The organism is Paenibacillus glycanilyticus (genome assembly GCF_051200795.1).
Taxonomy (GTDB): domain Bacteria; phylum Bacillota; class Bacilli; order Paenibacillales; family Paenibacillaceae; genus Pristimantibacillus; species Pristimantibacillus glycanilyticus.
In genome coordinates this window covers 2203057-2219889 of the sequence record NZ_CP195155.1, presented here as the reverse complement: position 1 = coordinate 2219889, position 16833 = coordinate 2203057, and the positions used below count along the sequence as shown (strand labels likewise).

Here is a 16833-nt window from a genome sequence, read left to right as displayed (position 1 = left end):
TGTAAACGAAAGCAAACATGACAGTGAAATGAGGTGTAATAATGAGCAAAATCAAATTCAGGAATGAGCTGAAATTTTTCATCAACCATCTGCAATATTTCACGATTCGCCAACGGTTAAGTCATCTGATGCAGCCCGACGAGCATGCGGGTTCAACCGGTGAATACCATATCCGAAGCTTGTATTTCGACGATTTTAGCAATACCGCCTTAAACGACAAGCTGGGCGGCTTCCGGGACAGGAAAAAGTACCGGATCCGCATCTACAACGGCCAGGACAAAGTCATTCATTTCGAAAAAAAGCTTAAACGGATGGACTACATCGCCAAGTTGAAGGAGCCGCTTACCAGAGAGATGTACAACCGCATTATGGCTGGCGATTACGAGGTTCTGAACGTGCCGGACAAGCCGCTGTTTAAGGAGATCTACAATGAAATGCACGACAATCTGCTTCGTCCGAAGGTAATCGTCGATTATGTGCGCGAGCCTTATGTCTGCCATAACGGCAACGTACGGATTACGTTCGACAAGGACCTGCGGACCGGGCTGCATGCGGTCGATATTTTTGATCCCGAGCTGGCGCCCGTTAAAGCGATCGATGAAGATCTCATCATCCTGGAAGTGAAATTCGATGAGTACATCCCGGGCTACATTCAGACTGCGCTGCAGCTTGAAGGCCTGAACCGGCAATCGGCGTCCAAGTACGTCATCTGCCGTAAATTTCTGAAATATAACTCGTGGGAGGATTATTAAACCAATGGATACAACAACTAACGCAACCGATACGACCAACACGTTTTCCGACCTTTTCAAAAGCTCGGTCCTCGACAACTTCAATTCAAGCATCGATATTTCGAAAATGCTGATCACGCTCGCTATCTCTTTCTTAATCGGTCTGTTTATTTACACGCTTTACAAAAGAATCTTCAGCGGGGTGTTATACTCCAAGAGCTTTAACGTCTCCCTGATCGGGATGACCATCATTACGTCCGTCGTTATTCTGGCGGTCAACTCGAACCTCGTCCTGTCCCTCGGTATGGTCGGCGCGCTCTCGATCGTTCGTTTCCGTACGCCAATCAAAGACCCGACCGACCTGATCTTCCTGTTCTGGGCGGCAGCTGCCGGTATCGTAACCGGCGCAGGCTTCTTCACTCTTGCCGTTGTTGGCTCTGTTGTTATCGGGCTTGTCCTCTTCCTGTTCGTAAAAGGCGGCAAGGTGGAAAATCCGTACCTTCTGGTTGTTCAATGCGCAAATGACGAGAGCGAAAAAGCCGTTCAGCAACAAGTCGGCAAGCTGGTTAAACGCTATAACGTGAAGCAAAAAACCGTATCCGCAGGAAATATCGAAATTACGCTGGAAGTCCGTCTGAACGATCAGGAAGGACGTTTTGTAAACGAGCTGTCGCAGATTGCCGGCGTTCGCAATGCCGTTCTGATCAGCTACAGCGGGGATTACGTATCGTAAAAGACGGGATGGTGCTTAAGATGAAAGCGAAGTTTATGCTGACGCTCTTCTCCATCATTCTGATCATCGGATTAACAGGATGCGGCTCCAAGCCGGCAGCGAACAATGAGGGAGAAAGCGCTGAGAACAAACCCGCCTCCAAGGAGGAGCAGTTTTTAGACGAAACCGTATTTCCGAAGGACAAAGTCGTCGACGTGAAAATTACGATCGATGAAGATCAGTTCCAGAACATTATTGATAATGCCAGCGCCGAGGAATACCACGCGGCTTCCGTGGATTATAACGGAGAGCATTTCGACAATGTCGGCATCCGCGCCAAGGGTAACTTAAGCCTTGCAAGCGTCGTGCGGATGGATGATTCCGACCGGTACAGCTTCAAGATCTCTTTTGACGAATACGTGAACCAGACGCTTGGCGGCATCAGCAAAATCAACCTGAACAATAATTACAGCGATGCTTCCTATATGAGGGAATTTCTGACGTATGAGCTGGCCGACCAGATGGGGCTGCCGACACCAAAGTTCTCGTTCGTTAACGTATATGTGAACGATAAACTGTGGGGCTTCTACTTAGCGGTCGAACAAGTCGGAGATGAATATCTGAACCGCAACTTCGGCAATGCGTATGGCGCATTGTATAAAGGAGTTATGTCGACGGGCAGCGATCTTCTCTGGATCGACGACAAGCTTGATTCTTACCCGGGTCTTACGCAAAAATCCAAATCCTCCAATAACGACATTCTGATCGATATGTTGAACGAGCTGAACAACGGTACCGATTTGGAGAAATATATCAATGTCGATGATGCCTTGGGGTATATCGCCCTAAACGCAGCTACCAATAATATGGACAGCTACATTGGAGGCAACAAGCAGAATTATTATCTGTATGAGGATGACGGCGTCTTCTCCATCCTGCCGTGGGATTACAATATGGCCTTTGGCGGCATGGGAATGATGGGCGGCGGAGGTTCGAGCAGTCTCTTAATCGACGAGCCGACGCAAAGCGCGCTTGCGGACCGTCCGCTGGTCGCAAAGCTGCTTGCCGTGGATGAATACAAAGAGAAGTACCATGAGATGCTCCAAAAGATCGTTGATGGTTATTTGTCGGACTCGCAATTCCAGGCAAGAGTAAATGAGCTTAACACGATGATCGCCTCGTATGTCAAAGCGGACCCTTCCTCGTTCTACACGTACGAGGAGTATGAGTCGGGAGTCAAATCTCTAGTCTCGACCAATGCGAGCACGATCAGCAATATCTCGCAGCAGCTCGACGGCACGATCCCCTCTTCGGGCGACGGCTCCGGCAGCGGTGGGGGCTTTGGTGGTGGCATGCGCGGCGGCGGCAACCGCCAGCAAAATGCCGCTGACGCAGGCGTAAGGCAGCAAGGTGCCGCTGCAGCCCAAGGCGTGGGCGGTAATGCGGCGCAGCAGGGTGCCGCTGCACAGCAGAGCACCAATGGCGCTGCGGACAGCAAGCAAGGCGCGGTACCGGCTGCCGCGCAAGGCGCGAATGGCGCCGATGCGCAGCAAGGCCAAGCCGGTACCGGCGCTGGCAACGGCGGCCAGCAGCAAGGCGGCGATATGGGCGTGCCGCCGGACGGGTTCCAAGGCGGCGACGGCATGGGATTCCCTGGCGGCGATATGGGAGCCCCGCCGGGAGATTTCCAGGGCGGAGGTATGGGCCAGCCACCGGATGGCTTCCAAGGCGGCATGGGCGGCGGAGGTTTCCCCGGAATGGGCATGGGCATGGGCAACCAGCCTAAGCAGGATAACTCTAAAGAAGCCATTACGGCCGGTATCGCAATCCTTGTCTTGCTCCTCTCGTGTCTGTTCATCAAATACTTCAACCGCAGAAGATTATAATCTTTTCTCAAAAGTAAAGGAGCAGGGAATCCCCCTGCTCCTTTGCCTGTTCCCCTATAAAAATGGAAGAGGAATGAAGGTAATGTATCTCCTGGAGGAGTGAAACGTTCGCCTTTGCCATGTACTTTACCACCTTGAAAAATTGTTAAAGTAAAGTACTGGCAACAGCGGCCGGAAGGAGATACATTTCCGTAATTCCGTTTTCCATTACCGACTCCGAATGATTGCCACAATCAACCACACAAACAGAATAGAAGCAATCCCGAACCCGATCTCAATCGCCGGTATATTCCACAGCAGCGTGCTCTGATGCCCCATTGACGAGCCTATAATAAGGCCAACCATAATAATGCTGAACGATAGCAGCACAATGCTGAGGCTTAACCGGTTGCTGATCTGATCCAGCTTTTTCAGCACGGCATTTAATTCGGGAATAGCAAGATCCAGCCCTAGCCTTCCCCTTCGCATCATATTGAGCACGCTCCTCAAACTGAGCGGAACATCCGAGAGCAGCTCCAGATAATCCGGGATGTCATCCACCCATTTGCGCGCGAGCCGACGCGGGTCCAGCTTCTCGATCACCAGCTTTCGGCCAAACGGCTCGGCGACGTCAAACACGCTGAAGTCCGGGTCAAGCGCCGTCACTACGCCTTCCAGGGTGAGGAACGTTTTTCCCAGCAAGGTAAGCTCGGACGGAATTCGAATCCCATGGCGGAAAGCAAGCGCGAACAGCTCATTGACCGACTCCCCGATCTTTACCTGGCTAAGGGGAACCTTGTAATATTTGTCCCTCATTTCGTCCACGTCAGCCCGGAGCGCCTTCCTGTCCGTAGCATCGGGGATAAAGCCCATCCCGTTAATCGCCCGGATAATTGTACTTGTGCTTTGATTGCGCAGGCCGATTACGAAGGTGGCGAAATGCTGCTTCATGTCAGACGTAAGCCTTCCGACCATCCCGAAATCTAAAAAAGCCAGGTTCCCGTCAGGCAGAGCCAGCACATTGCCCGGATGCGGATCCCCATGGAAAAAGCCATCCACCAGCACCTGTTGAAAGATCGCTTTGGAATACCGCTCCGCTAGCTTTTTATGATCATAGCCACCCTGCTCGAGATGCTCGCGGTCCGACAGCTTGATCCCTTCCACGTAATCCATCGTCAGAACAAGCTTGCTCGTATACTCCCAGTACACCGCCGGAATGATGATGCCGTCAAACCTGCTGCTCTGGGCGGCGAACCGTTCCGCATTGCGTGCCTCCAGTCCGTAATCAAGCTCGGCGCGAAGCGCTCTGGCAATTTCGTCGATCATGTCGCGTAGCCGGTAGCTGCGCGCCCATTCGAGACGATGCTCCGCAACCCGCGCCAGCTCCGACAAGATATCGAGATCCGTCTCGATGACCTTTTGTATAGATGGGCGCTGTACTTTTACCGCTACCACCGTGCCGTCTATCAGCTTGGCCCGGTATACCTGCCCGATTGACGCGGAAGCCAGCGGCTCTTCGCTAAACTCTGCAAATAATTGCTCAATCGGCGAACCCAGCTCGTCTTCAATAATATGTACGGCTTCCAAATACGAAAAAGGCTGAACATGATCCTGCAGCTGCTCCAGCTCCGCAATAATGCCGGCAGGAATCAGGTCAGGCCGTATGCTCGCCATTTGACCCAGCTTGACGAAGGTTGGACCAAGCTCCTCCAGAAACATGCGAAGCCGCTCTCCGACTCCCCGTTTGCGAATGCCCTGCCTTTCACCGCCACGCAGCGCCAGTCCCGTATCCGGCAGTCCCAAATCCTTGGCAATATACCCAAAGCCGTTGCGGACAAAAGCGACAGCGATCTCCCGATAACGCTGCAAATGACGGAATTTCGATCTTACGCTCATACATCCGCCTCAGATCAGTCCACAGGGGTTTCTTTATGCTCAAGCGCCGCCACACGCTGCTCCAGCTGCTCGTATTGCTCTCTGGTTACGTATTTCTCGCCAATGATGGATTGTACGCGTTCGCGAATCATTTCTTCAATTTTATTGCGTGTTTCTTCGCCTTTCTTGAGCAGCTCATCGACATAGACGGACGATTCCGCTTTGGTAATTTCGCCTTTTCGCACCCATTCCTCCGCCAGCTTCTCTACTTGCTCCTTGCTTGTCACCGCAAATCCAAGTCCAAACGATACGGCTCTTCCGAACAAATCCTTCATCTGTATCACATCTCCTACAGTATGGAATATATCCAGTTTATGCAACTTGGCCGGATTACAGTCATTGCGCTTGTTTTAACCGGCACTAAGGTAAAAAAAGGGTGAATTTACGGATAATTCTTATCCCTGTATCGCATAATAACGGTAATAAATGGTCGTCTAATTCGACTATTTTTTAGGAGGCACTTTCCATGGCTAACCGCAAATCATTATTAGTTCCGAATGCCCGCGCCGCGCTTGAACAGCTTAAGTTCGAAATCGCGCAAGAGCTTGGCATAGAGCTTCCCGCTGACGGCTACTACGGCCATATGACGACTCGCGATATGGGCTCTATCGGCGGAACGATTACCAAACGCCTGATCCAGATGGCGGAGCAGCAAATATCCGGCCGGTATTAAGCAAGCGGCACTCACTTACACGACAAGGGCTAACCCTGCAGCAATCGCTGTTTCAATGGGCTTAGCCCTGTTTTTTTATGATTTCCTTTGTGCGTGAACTTCCCTTTAGAGCTAAAAATCGGTAAAATGAGAAATGGCTTGTCTTATTGTGGACTGAACCTATAATTATGATTTTAATGAAGAAAGGATTTTACCATATGATCATTAAACCGAAATCACGCGGCTTTATCTGCACAACCGCCCATCCGGTTGGATGCGCGGAGCAAGTGAACCGCCAAGTGGAATACGTACAGTCCCAACCGAAATTGAAAGGTCCGCGTAATGTGCTTGTTATCGGCGCATCTACGGGTTACGGCCTTGCTTCCCGCATCGTTGCGGCATTTGGCGCTGGCGCGAATACCGTTGGCGTATTTACGAGCAAAGGCGCGGAAGGCAACCGTACGGCGAAGCCGGGCTGGTACAACTCCGCTGCCTTCGAGAAGGCTGCTGCGGAATCCGGCCTGAAATCGTTCAGCCTCACCGGCGACGCATTCTCCGACGAGACCAAAGCTAGAACGATCGATCTGATCCGCACGGAGCTTGGCTCGGTTGATCTCGTCGTCTACAGCGTTGCCGCACCTCGCCGCGTTCATCCGAAGACAGGCGAAGTGTTCAATTCGGTGATCAAGCCGATCGGTCAATCCTATTCGAACAAAACCGTTAACTTCCATAACGGCGTTGTGTCCGTTGCTACGATTGAACCGGCTACGGAAGAAGAAATCAGCCAGACGATTACCGTCATGGGCGGCGAAGACTGGCAAATGTGGATCGACGAGCTCCAAGCAGCCGGCGTGCTTGCAGAAGGCGCTACTACGATTGCTTACTCGTACATCGGTCCGGAAATTACGCATGCGGTTTACCGTGACGGCACCATCGGCCGCGCGAAAAACGATCTGGAGGCTACGGCGCACAACCTCACCGAGCAATTGTCCTCCACTGGCGGACGCGCTTATGTTGCGGTTGCCAAAGCGCTGGTTACGCAGTCCAGCTCCGCGATTCCGGTCGTGCCGCTGTACATCTCGGCGCTCTTCAAAGTAATGAAGGAAAAAGGTATTCATGAGGGCTGCATCGAGCAAATGTACCGCATGTTCGCTACCCGCCTGTATGTAGACGGCCCTACGCCGGTTGACGAAAAAGGCCTCATCCGCATGGATGACTGGGAAATGCGCGAAGACGTCCAAGCTGCGGTAGATAAGCTGTGGAGCGAGATTACCACGGAAAATGTTTACGAGCTGTCCGATCTTGAAGGCTACCGCCGCGAGTTCTTCCAGCTGTTCGGCTTCGAAACCGACGGTATCGACTACGAAGCAGACACAAATCCGGAAGTTGATATTCCAAACCTCCGCTAGACGATAAGAGAAAACCGTAGCAGGCCAGCCTGCTACGGTTTTTTTGTTGGGTAGATTGTACTTCATTCATCCATCTCCACCGACACATATCTGCCCCTTCCCACTTCCCGCATCTTAACGATTTGGCGCATCATTAAGCTCACCCTCCTCGCCCTATTCGTCTGCCTTAACGATGTCGCACATCGTTAAGCTACCACCTGTAGCCCATTTTGGGCCAGTTTCACGCATTCTCCCGCTCCTTAACGATGTGCCACATCGGCAAGCTCACCAGCATCGCCCTTTTCGTCCGCCTTAACGATGCCGCGCATCGTTAAGCTACTGCCTGTAGCCCATTTTGGGCCTGTTTTACGCATTCTCCGACTCCTTAACGATGTGCCACATCGGCAAGCTCACCAGCATCGCCCTTTTCGCCCGCCTTAACGATACCGCGCATCGTTAAGCTACCACCTGTAGCCCATTTTGGGCCTGTTTCACGCATTCTCCCGCTTCTTAACGATATGGCGCATCGTTAAGCTCACCAGCCCAGCCCTCCTCGCCCGCCTTAACGATGCCGCGCATCGTTAAGCTACCGCCTGCAGCCCATTTTGGGCCTGTTTCACGCATTCTCCCGCTTCTTAACGATGTGCCGCATCGTTAAGCTCACCAGCCCAGCCCTCCTCGCCGCTTTAACGATACCGCGCATCGTTAAGCTAATCTCTTCAAACGAAAAAAGAGCAGCCCGAAGGCTGCTCCACCGCTATCCGCTTATTCCTTGCTGCCGCTTAATCCGAGCTGGGCAATCAGCTCGTAAGACTTCAACCGCTCCTGATGATCGTAAATCGCGCAGTTGATGATCACTTCATCCGCATCCGTCTGCTCGATGAACGCATTCAGCTTTGCTTCAACCGTCTGCGGGCTGCCTTTGATCGCCGTACGAAGCTGGTTGCGCACGGCCGTCAGCTCATACGGATTCGCGAAGCCTTCGAGATCGGCCGGCGGCTGAATCTTTCTTGGCACGCCGCCGCGAATCAGATTGAGGAACTGCTGCTCCAGCGTTGTGCCAAGCCATTCCGCGTGCTCATCCGTGTCAGCCGCGATGGCGTTTACGCCAACCATCGCATACGGCTTATCCAGATACGCCGACGGCTTGAAGCTGCTGCGGTAAATATCAAGCGCCGGCAGCGTGAAGTCCGGCGAGAAATGGCTCGCGAAGCCAAACGGCAAGCCCAGCTCGCCTGCAAGCCTCGCGCTGAAATCGCTGGAGCCAAGCAGCCAGATCGGCACATCCAGGCCTTCGCCCGGCACCGCGCGTACCGCTTTCTCCGATTCCGGTCCGCGGAAGAAGCCGCGAAGCTCTTCCAGCATCGCCGGGAAATTCTCCCCGCCGTACAAATCGCGGCGCAGCGCCATCATCGTCTGGCGGTCGCTGCCCGGAGCTCGGCCAAGGCCAAGATCAATACGGCCGGGATACAACGATTCAAGCGTGCCGAATTGCTCCGCGATCACAAGCGGCGCATGGTTAGGCAGCATGATGCCGCCGGAGCCGACGCGAATGGTCGATGTACCGCCCGCAATATGGCCGATTACTAATGAAGTAGCCGAGCTGGCGATTCCCGGCATGCTATGATGCTCGGCTACCCAATAACGGGTATAGCCCCATTTTTCCGCATGCTGGGCCAGGTCGAGACTGTTGCACAGGGCGTCCGAGGCCGTCGAGCCTTCCACAATCGGCGCAAGATCTAATATAGACAGCTTGACGTTGCCAAGCTTTTTCGTTGTTGTCATGTCCAACTCTCCTTCTCATGAGACATCATGTCCATTATAACGAAGTTCTATCGCAACTGCTATACATTAGTAAGTGACCACTGTATCCATTCTGCCAGCAACTTGCGCAAATAACCGTGAATTTCCGCCAATGACTGTCTGAATCTGCTTTACGAACCTCACATCTCGAGCTATAATAAAGACATAACGATTTTTGAAATAGAGTTTCACAGAATGAAACAACAAAATCGTCAACATCATTCAAGGAGGAATACCCGAACATGGCAAATCAAGACCATTATTCTGTACGGTCGAGCTTGGAAGTCGGCGGCAAATCCTATGCTTACTACAGCCTTCAAGGTCTGGAAAAACAAGGACTTGGCGACATTTCCAAACTTCCATTTTCGATTAAAGTATTGCTCGAAGGCGCTGTTCGTCAATTCGACGGCCGTGCTATCACAAAAGAGCATGTCAAACAACTCGCTGATTGGGCGGCTAACCGCGACGACAAAGAAATTCCTTTCATCCCTTCCCGTATCGTACTGCAGGACTTGACCGGCGTACCGGTTGTCGTTGACCTTGCTGCAATGCGCGAAACGGTTAAAAAAGCAGGCGGCGACCCTAAAAAAATCAACCCGCTTGTACCTGTCGATCTCGTAATCGACCACTCCGTAATGGTTGACGCATTTGGTTCCCCGGATGCGCTTGAAATCAACCAACGCATCGAGTTCGAACGGAACGCAGAGCGCTACCGCTTCTTCCGTTGGGCACAAACGGCATTCGATAACTTCCGTGCGGTTCCGCCGGATACGGGTATCGTTCACCAAGTCAACCTTGAGTACCTGGCATCCGTTGCAGCTACAAAAACGGTTGACGGCGAAACCTTCGTATTCCCGGATTCCCTCGTCGGTACGGACTCCCATACAACTATGATTAACGGTCTTGGTATCGTTGGCTGGGGCGTTGGCGGTATCGAGGCGGAAGCTGGCATGCTTGGCCAACCGCTGTACTTCGTAACTCCTGAAGTTATCGGCTTCAAACTGACTGGCAGCCTGGCAGAAGGCGCTACGGCGACTGACCTTGCCCTGACTATCACTCAAATGCTTCGTAAAAAAGGCGTTGTCGGCAAATTCGTCGAGTTCTTCGGTTCCGGCTTGTCCAACATCAGCCTTCCTGACCGTGCAACGGTTGCCAACATGGCTCCTGAGTACGGCGCAACAATCGGTTTCTTCCCGGTTGACGCAACTACACTCGACTTCCTGCGCCAAACGGGCCGCACGGAAGAGCAAATCGAGCTGGTTGAAGCTTACTACAAAGCACAAGACATGTTCCGTACGGATGCTACTCCGGACCCTGTCTTCACGGAAGTGGTTGAACTCGACCTGTCGACGGTTGTTCCTTCCCTTGCCGGTCCTAAACGTCCGCAAGACCGTATCGAGCTGACTTCGATGAAGGACGCTTGGAACGAAATCGTTCGCAAGCCAGTCGACAAAGGCGGTTACGGCCTGACTGACGAGAAAACGGAAGAAGTCGTTACCGTTAACCACGCTAACGGCAAAGTAAGCGAAATGAAAGCTGGCGCAGTCGTACTCGCCGCTATCACTTCCTGTACGAACACTTCCAACCCAAGCGTAATGGTAGGCGCGGGCCTTGTGGCGAAGAAAGCTGTCGCTCGCGGTCTCGTTAAGCCTGAATACGTGAAGAGCTCGCTGACTCCAGGTTCCCTGGTTGTTACCGACTACCTCGTAAAAGCTGGCCTGCTCGAGTCCCTCGAGGCACTTGGCTTCCACGTTGCTGGTTACGGCTGCGCAACATGTATCGGTAACTCCGGTCCATTGCCTGAAGACGTAAGCCAAGCAATCGCTGACAACGACATGACTGTTGCTGCCGTATTGTCCGGTAACCGTAACTTTGAAGGCCGTATCCACGCGCAAATCAAAGCGAACTACCTGGCATCGCCGCCGCTTGTTGTTGCTTACGCGCTGGCTGGTACAGTTAACATCGACTTTGCTAGCGAGCCAATCGGCTTCGATCCGCAAGGCGAGCCTGTCTTCCTGAAAGACATCTGGCCAACGAACCAGGAAATCGCTGACGCGATGAGCGCTTCGCTGTCCCCGGAAATGTTCCGTGCGAAATACGAGAATGTATACACGCAAAACGAACGTTGGAACGCTATCCCAGTACCGGAAGGCGAACTGTACGAGTGGGATCCAAAATCCACTTACATCGCTAACCCGCCGTTCTTCGACAGCCTTGCTGACGGCATCCGCGACGTTGAAGACATCAAAGCAGCAAAAACTTTGCTTGCTCTCGGCGACTCGGTTACAACTGACCATATCTCGCCTGCAGGCAGCATCCGTCCAGATGCTCCAGGCGGTAAATATCTGATCGCTAACGGTGTTGAGAAGAAAGACTTCAACTCCTACGGCTCCCGCCGCGGTCATCACGAAGTTATGGTTCGCGGTACATTCGCGAACATCCGTATCCGTAACCACATGGCTCCGGGCACAGAAGGCGGCTTCTCGACTTACCAGCCTACCGGCGAAGTGACTTCCGTATACGATGCTTCGATGAAATACCAAGCGGACAAAACGAACCTGATTGTACTCGGCGGTAAAGAGTACGGTACAGGCAGCTCCCGTGACTGGGCAGCTAAAGGTACGTTCCTCCTCGGCGTTAAAGCCGTTATTACGGAGAGCTTCGAGCGTATCCACCGTTCCAACCTGGTTGGCATGGGCGTTCTTCCGCTCCAATTCCAAGCTGGCCAAGGCTGGCAGGCACTTGGTCTGACTGGCTTCGAAACCTTCGATATCGTTGGTCTGTCGAACGATGTTCAACCAGGCGACCTGGTTTCGGTTATCGCTACGAAAGAAGACGGTTCCCAAATCGAATTCAAAGTTATCGTACGCCTCGACTCCCTTGTGGACGTTGACTACTACCGTAACGGCGGTATCCTGCAAACGGTTCTGCGTCAAATGATTAAGAACTAATTTATTCGTTATAACAAAAAGGTGAGCCCTCGGGCTCACCTTTTTAATTTAATTTAATTTATCCCCTATTCCTTTGTGCCGGACTGATCGTGAGGCACGATAACCGTAACGGACTTCTCCGTTACATTGCCTGCTTTGTCCGTTGCCGTGTACTTGATCGTATACGTACGTCCATTCTTGCTGCCGGACATCTCTGCTCTCAGTTTAAAGGCTTGATCAAGCGTACCGAATTCAGCCCCTTGAATATCCGCATTCGCTCCTTCCGCAAGCTTCTCGTTGCTTGTAATGGAGCTTAATACGACCGAATCGACGCCTGACGTAAGGTCCGTGCCTTTCACAACGGCTTTTACGTCAACCAGCTTATGATTGGCCGGCCATAGCTCCGTTTTATCCAGTACTACACTCAGCTCAGGCGCTGTCTTATCGATCTGGATCTTAACCGTATGAGGAGCTTCCGCATTCCCCTTATGATCCTCGCTCCAATAAACAAGGGTATGGACACCGTCCTCCGTTATTTGAACGGTAGTTCCCTTCTGCTCCGCTCCTCCGTCCAACGTATAGTAAGTAGCGTCAACGCCGGAAATGCTGTCATTCGCCGTTAAGTTTACCGTCACATTATGATTAACCCAACCTGCCGGCGCATTATCGGTTGTAGCCGGAGCCGTGTTGTCGACGAGGTAGATGTTCGGAGCATCCGGCTTCTCCATTCCGTTGCCCAGGTAAAAGCTTGTATGCGGCGGCTGGTTATAGCCGGTGTTCTGCCACGCTATGCCTAACCGGTATACCGGATCATGCATCAGCGTGCGGATCTTCTGATCCGTTACGTCCGTCGTTGTATAAATGCGAAGCGCGCTGCTGTCTTCCGTTCTGACAACCACCTCTTCCCTCCAGTCGCCAAGCAGATCGGCTTGCAGAGACGGGTTGCCTTTTGTTCCGTTATTGGAATACGTACCGGCAAACGTCTCTAACCGGACAAGCGAGCTATTCTCGTAATCCCATTTGTCGATCTTCGGCACGCCATTGCCTGTTGCAGCGTTCCAATCATGATCCAGCAGCTCGCGGCTTAAATCGCCGTCCCACCAGATGGCAAAGTTGGAGGTAGGGATTTGGTTAGAAATTTTGATGCCTTCCGCGTTAAACATAAAGCCGCTTGAGTTACTTTCCGTTGCGGCTGGCTTCGTCGCGTCAATAGCCCAGGACTCTTCGCCCTCGTATCTTGGATCCACGTCCGCGGACAAGCCGCGGCCGGTATCCGCGCCAATCTGGGGCTGTCCGTATAACGGCTTCCCTGTCCGCGCGTCAATCATCGTTGCCGAATACTTAGCGCCTGTCTCCTCTTGCACCGTCCACAGCTCTAGACCGAGATGGGAAGGAATCAGATCACCGAGATGCATGGCGTCGCCATGGCCCAGCTTCGTATTCCACAGCAAAGTTCCGTCATCGTTAATCGCCGTATTGCCGGTTACGATCTCGTCCTTGCCGTCCGCATCGATATCCGCCACGCTCAGCTGATGGTTGCCTTGTCCGTAACCCGGATTCGGAGAGTCAAACTTCCACAGCTTGCTTAGTTCCCCGTCTCGCCAGTTGTACGCCACCAGTACCATCCGCGTGTAATAGCCGCGCTGCAGGATCAAGCTTGGATGCGCGCCGTCCAAATAAGCAATCGCTGCTCCGAAACGGTCAATCCGGTTGCCGTACGTATCTCCCCAGTCTCCGATATTGCCTCTTGGCGGATCATAATCCTCCGTATCCAGTGCCTTGCCCGTCGCTCCTTCAAAGATCGTAAAAAACTCCGGCCCGTCAAGGACGTATCCGCTTGAATTTCGGTAGTCAGCCGCTGCATCGCCAATCACGGTTCCTGAACCGTCAACCGTTCCGTCCGCGGTACGCGCGGCTACCTCCGCCTTGCCGTCTCCATCCAGGTCATACACCATCGGATGCAAATAATGGGCGCCTGATCGGATATTCGGACCCATGTCGATTCTCCATAGTCGCGTACCGTCCATTTTGTACGCGTCCAGATACGTATTGCCGGTAATACCCGACTGTGAGTTGTCCTTCGAGTTGCTTGGGTCCCACTTCAATACGATTTCGTATTTGCCGTCCCCGTCCAGATCGCCTACGGATGCGTCATTCGCCCGGTACGTATAAGCTTCGCCAGCGCTAGTCACGCCATCGGCAGGCTTATCCAGCGGTACGTTCAAATAATTCGTATTCCAAGGCCGTACCGATTCGGACGGCGCTTGTTCCGCACCGTTCACAACCGCCCGGATCGCATAAGACGAATCCGCCGTTCCAGACTCATCCACATAGTTTGTGCTGGATTGAACCGGAGCAGAGTTGATTTTAACCCCGTCGCGGTATACGTTAAAGCCGATATTATCCGGTTCCGTGCCAAGGAATCTCCAAGAGAGGTAGACATGTCCATCCTGCTCTACGGCTACAAGTTCGCGATCCAAGTCTTCCATCTGCCGGGCCGGCAGCAGCTGCGGCTTAGCCATCACGGTTACGGGAGCTGATTCTGTCAGCTCTTCTCCCTCATACGCGTAAACACCCTTGACGTTAAACGTATACTCCGTACCATTATCAAGGCCGTCAACAGTTGCGATATACGTTCCTTTTGGCACCGCAGCGACCAGAGTTTCCGTGCCGTCTTCATTAACGATGTAGACATTGGCCTTTTGGTATGCCGGATCAATCGGAGCCTTCCAGCCAATTAGAACCTTGCCGTCATGGCCTTCCGCGGCCAGATCCGTAACAACGGGAGCCTTGTCCAACTTTTTGACATTAATCGTGTAAGTACGGGCTACATCCGTATATTGCTTGGAAGCAACCGTAATGCTTATTGGCGAGGAAGCACCGTTAATCGGCACGTCAATCGAAGAACCGCTTTCAACGGTTGAGCTGCCAACATTCAGTTGAACGCCTTCCGCATAACTCGCCGTTGGCGTCACGGTCAGGACGCTTGCGGAATAAGGCACATCGATTGTATAGTTGTTATTTGTCGGGTCAAAAGCAAAGGGAGGAGCATAATCGCCGGCTTTAAGCTGAACATTGGCCAAAGCCAGATCAAGCGCCGTGACTTTCATATTCGCCAGGTTGTACCGGCCTCCGTCCGCATTGGTGAAGAAGCCGAAGCTGCTGATCCGTTCTCTGGCGCTGTAGAAGTTTTCATTGGTGTTAACCGTATTGCCCGTATTTAAATCCTTGATCGATAAGGTGTATTTTTTCTGCGGAATATTGTAAACGAAGGTAAACCTGTACCAATGCGTCGTGTCATACGTGACGAGGGTTGGTCCGTTCTGCATTTTGATCACGCCGCCATCCATCACCATACGGGTAACGGCTGCGTTTGTGGCGTTTACCTTCCCTTCCATCACCCAGAAGGTTCCGCCTTTGCTTGTAGGCATATTAAGGTCAAATTGCAGAATCATGCCTCCAGTCTGAGGAGTAAAACGTTGACCGAAATAAGAGGAGCCGGTCAGATCATGGCTGATTGCAGCGTATTGCTGATGGGTATCCGGATTGTTAACGACCTCGACAACCGGTGCCGTTCCTTCCTTCGTCCAATTGTTACCGCTTCCAATTGTCAGCGCGCCAACAGGATAAGCAGAGAAATCTTCATCAACTACTGCCATGTCTGCGGCAAGCACAGGAGTAATATGAAGCGGTACGAGCAAGGTAGAGAGTAAGCAGATAAGGAGAAGCTTTGCCAAAGGATGTCTGCGGCGTATGGCCTGCATCATTTTCAACCTCCAATTCATAGTAACAATCATAGGTAAAGATGGGGAATCCGTCTGCTCCTCCTTTCTTATCCTGTCGACTAGTACCCGTTACCTGAATTTCACGGTATGTTTATCTTGTTGATATTGAAATCCGAACCATGCCCATTGTAAGGGAACAACTGGGAAATCTCTATGCAATTATCAGGGATAAAGGTATAAAAATCAGTGTATTCTTCATTGAAAAAAAACAAAAAACCGACATTAGAGCCTGTCCACTCTAACATCGGTTTTTCTGATTTATTCGTGTGCAGCTTGAGGATGCTTCTTCTTCCATTCGTTCGTCCAAAGCCCTGCGCCAAGCACCGCAACAACCGCTATGGCGATTACGAGCCACTTGACGACCTGATTTTCTTCGAACCAAACCTTCCACGCCGGCTCATGAGTAATCATCTTGGATGCCGTATAAGCCAGCACGGCCGAGCCTGCATAAATGATCCAAGGAAATTTGCTGAGCAGCTTGATAAACAAGGTGCTCCCCCATACCACAATCGGAATACTGATAATCAGACCTATAATAACTAACAGCGTATGTCCCTGAGCGGCGCCTGCAACGGCAATTACGTTATCCAGCCCCATTGCCGCGTCCGCTACAATAATCGTCCACACGGAAGCCCACAGCGTACTTCCCGCCTTGATGTTCTCATGATCTTCTTCCTGCACAAGCAGCTTGTACGCGATCCAGAGAAGAATGACTCCGCCGGCAACAAGCAGCCAAGGAATCTGAAGGAGGTACACAACCAGAACGGTCGCTACGATCCGAAGCAGTATAGCTCCGAAGGTACCATACAGGATGGCTTTTTTCTGCGTCTCCTTCGGGAGCCGTTTTGCCGCCATCCCAATCACGATCGCATTATCGCCAGCGAGAATAAGATCAATAAATACAATGGACAGTAGTGTGGTCAGAAATTCAAACGGCGTCAAGTCCATTTCCCCTTCTTTCTTGCGTGATAAACCATAACATCCATCATTATAGTTTATTTTTTACGAGGGATGTAATATTTATTGATAAAA

Annotated in this window: 11 protein-coding genes; 6 read left to right on the top strand and 5 right to left on the bottom strand. The window is 52.1% G+C overall.

Features of this window, described 5'->3' with window-relative positions; genetic code table 11:
• The first annotated feature begins 41 nt into the window (after nt 1-41).
• From ACR9FF_RS09995 to ACR9FF_RS09985, 3 genes are read left to right on the top strand one after another with little or no spacing between them, the layout of a single operon-like run.
• A complete protein-coding gene (locus ACR9FF_RS09995; protein ID WP_435170772.1) occupies nt 42-752 on the top strand; it encodes a polyphosphate polymerase domain-containing protein in 711 nt (236 codons plus the stop codon).
• 4 nt (nt 753-756) lie between these two features.
• The gene (locus ACR9FF_RS09990) at nt 757-1464 is read left to right on the top strand and encodes a DUF4956 domain-containing protein (RefSeq protein WP_317980340.1); all 708 of its coding nucleotides are present in this window, start codon (nt 757-759) and stop codon (nt 1462-1464) included.
• Between the two features lie 20 nt (nt 1465-1484).
• A complete protein-coding gene (locus ACR9FF_RS09985) occupies nt 1485-3329 on the top strand; it encodes a CotH kinase family protein (protein ID WP_435170770.1) in 1845 nt (614 codons plus the stop codon).
• 207 nt (nt 3330-3536) lie between these two features.
• On the opposite strand, the gene ACR9FF_RS09980 is transcribed toward ACR9FF_RS09985, so the two are convergent.
• Nucleotides 3537-5204 (bottom strand): ABC1 kinase family protein, encoded by a 1668-nt coding sequence (locus ACR9FF_RS09980; RefSeq protein ID WP_435170768.1) that lies wholly within the window; start codon nt 5202-5204, stop codon nt 3537-3539.
• Between the two features lie 14 nt (nt 5205-5218).
• A complete protein-coding gene (locus tag ACR9FF_RS09975) occupies nt 5219-5518 on the bottom strand; it encodes a phasin family protein (RefSeq protein WP_127496966.1) in 300 nt (99 codons plus the stop codon).
• Between the two features lie 191 nt (nt 5519-5709).
• Here ACR9FF_RS09975 and ACR9FF_RS09970 point away from each other — a divergent pair, with 191 nt between their 5' ends.
• Both ACR9FF_RS09970 and fabV read left to right on the top strand, forming a co-directional pair.
• Nucleotides 5710-5916: an alpha/beta-type small acid-soluble spore protein gene (locus ACR9FF_RS09970; protein WP_127496967.1), complete on the top strand. Its 207-nt coding sequence runs from the start codon at nt 5710-5712 to the stop codon at nt 5914-5916.
• Nucleotides 5917-6113: 197 nt separating this feature from the next.
• Nucleotides 6114-7304 carry an enoyl-ACP reductase FabV gene (fabV, locus tag ACR9FF_RS09965; RefSeq protein ID WP_435170765.1) on the top strand — a complete coding sequence of 397 codons (1191 nt, stop codon included), beginning with the start codon at nt 6114-6116 and terminating at the stop codon, nt 7302-7304.
• Between the two features lie 744 nt (nt 7305-8048).
• Here fabV and ACR9FF_RS09960 read toward each other — a convergent pair.
• Nucleotides 8049-9068 (bottom strand): LLM class flavin-dependent oxidoreductase, encoded by a 1020-nt coding sequence (locus tag ACR9FF_RS09960; protein WP_435170763.1) that lies wholly within the window; start codon nt 9066-9068, stop codon nt 8049-8051.
• Nucleotides 9069-9328: 260 nt separating this feature from the next.
• Here ACR9FF_RS09960 and acnA point away from each other — a divergent pair, with 260 nt between their 5' ends.
• Nucleotides 9329-12037 carry an aconitate hydratase AcnA gene (acnA, locus tag ACR9FF_RS09955; protein ID WP_435170761.1) on the top strand — a complete coding sequence of 903 codons (2709 nt, stop codon included), beginning with the start codon at nt 9329-9331 and terminating at the stop codon, nt 12035-12037.
• Nucleotides 12038-12102: 65 nt separating this feature from the next.
• Here acnA and ACR9FF_RS09950 read toward each other — a convergent pair whose 3' ends face one another.
• Nucleotides 12103-15783 (bottom strand): OmpL47-type beta-barrel domain-containing protein, encoded by a 3681-nt coding sequence (locus ACR9FF_RS09950; protein ID WP_435170759.1) that lies wholly within the window; start codon nt 15781-15783, stop codon nt 12103-12105.
• Nucleotides 15784-16059: 276 nt separating this feature from the next.
• A complete protein-coding gene (locus tag ACR9FF_RS09945) occupies nt 16060-16749 on the bottom strand; it encodes a TerC family protein (protein WP_435170757.1) in 690 nt (229 codons plus the stop codon).
• Nucleotides 16750-16833 lie beyond the last annotated feature (84 nt).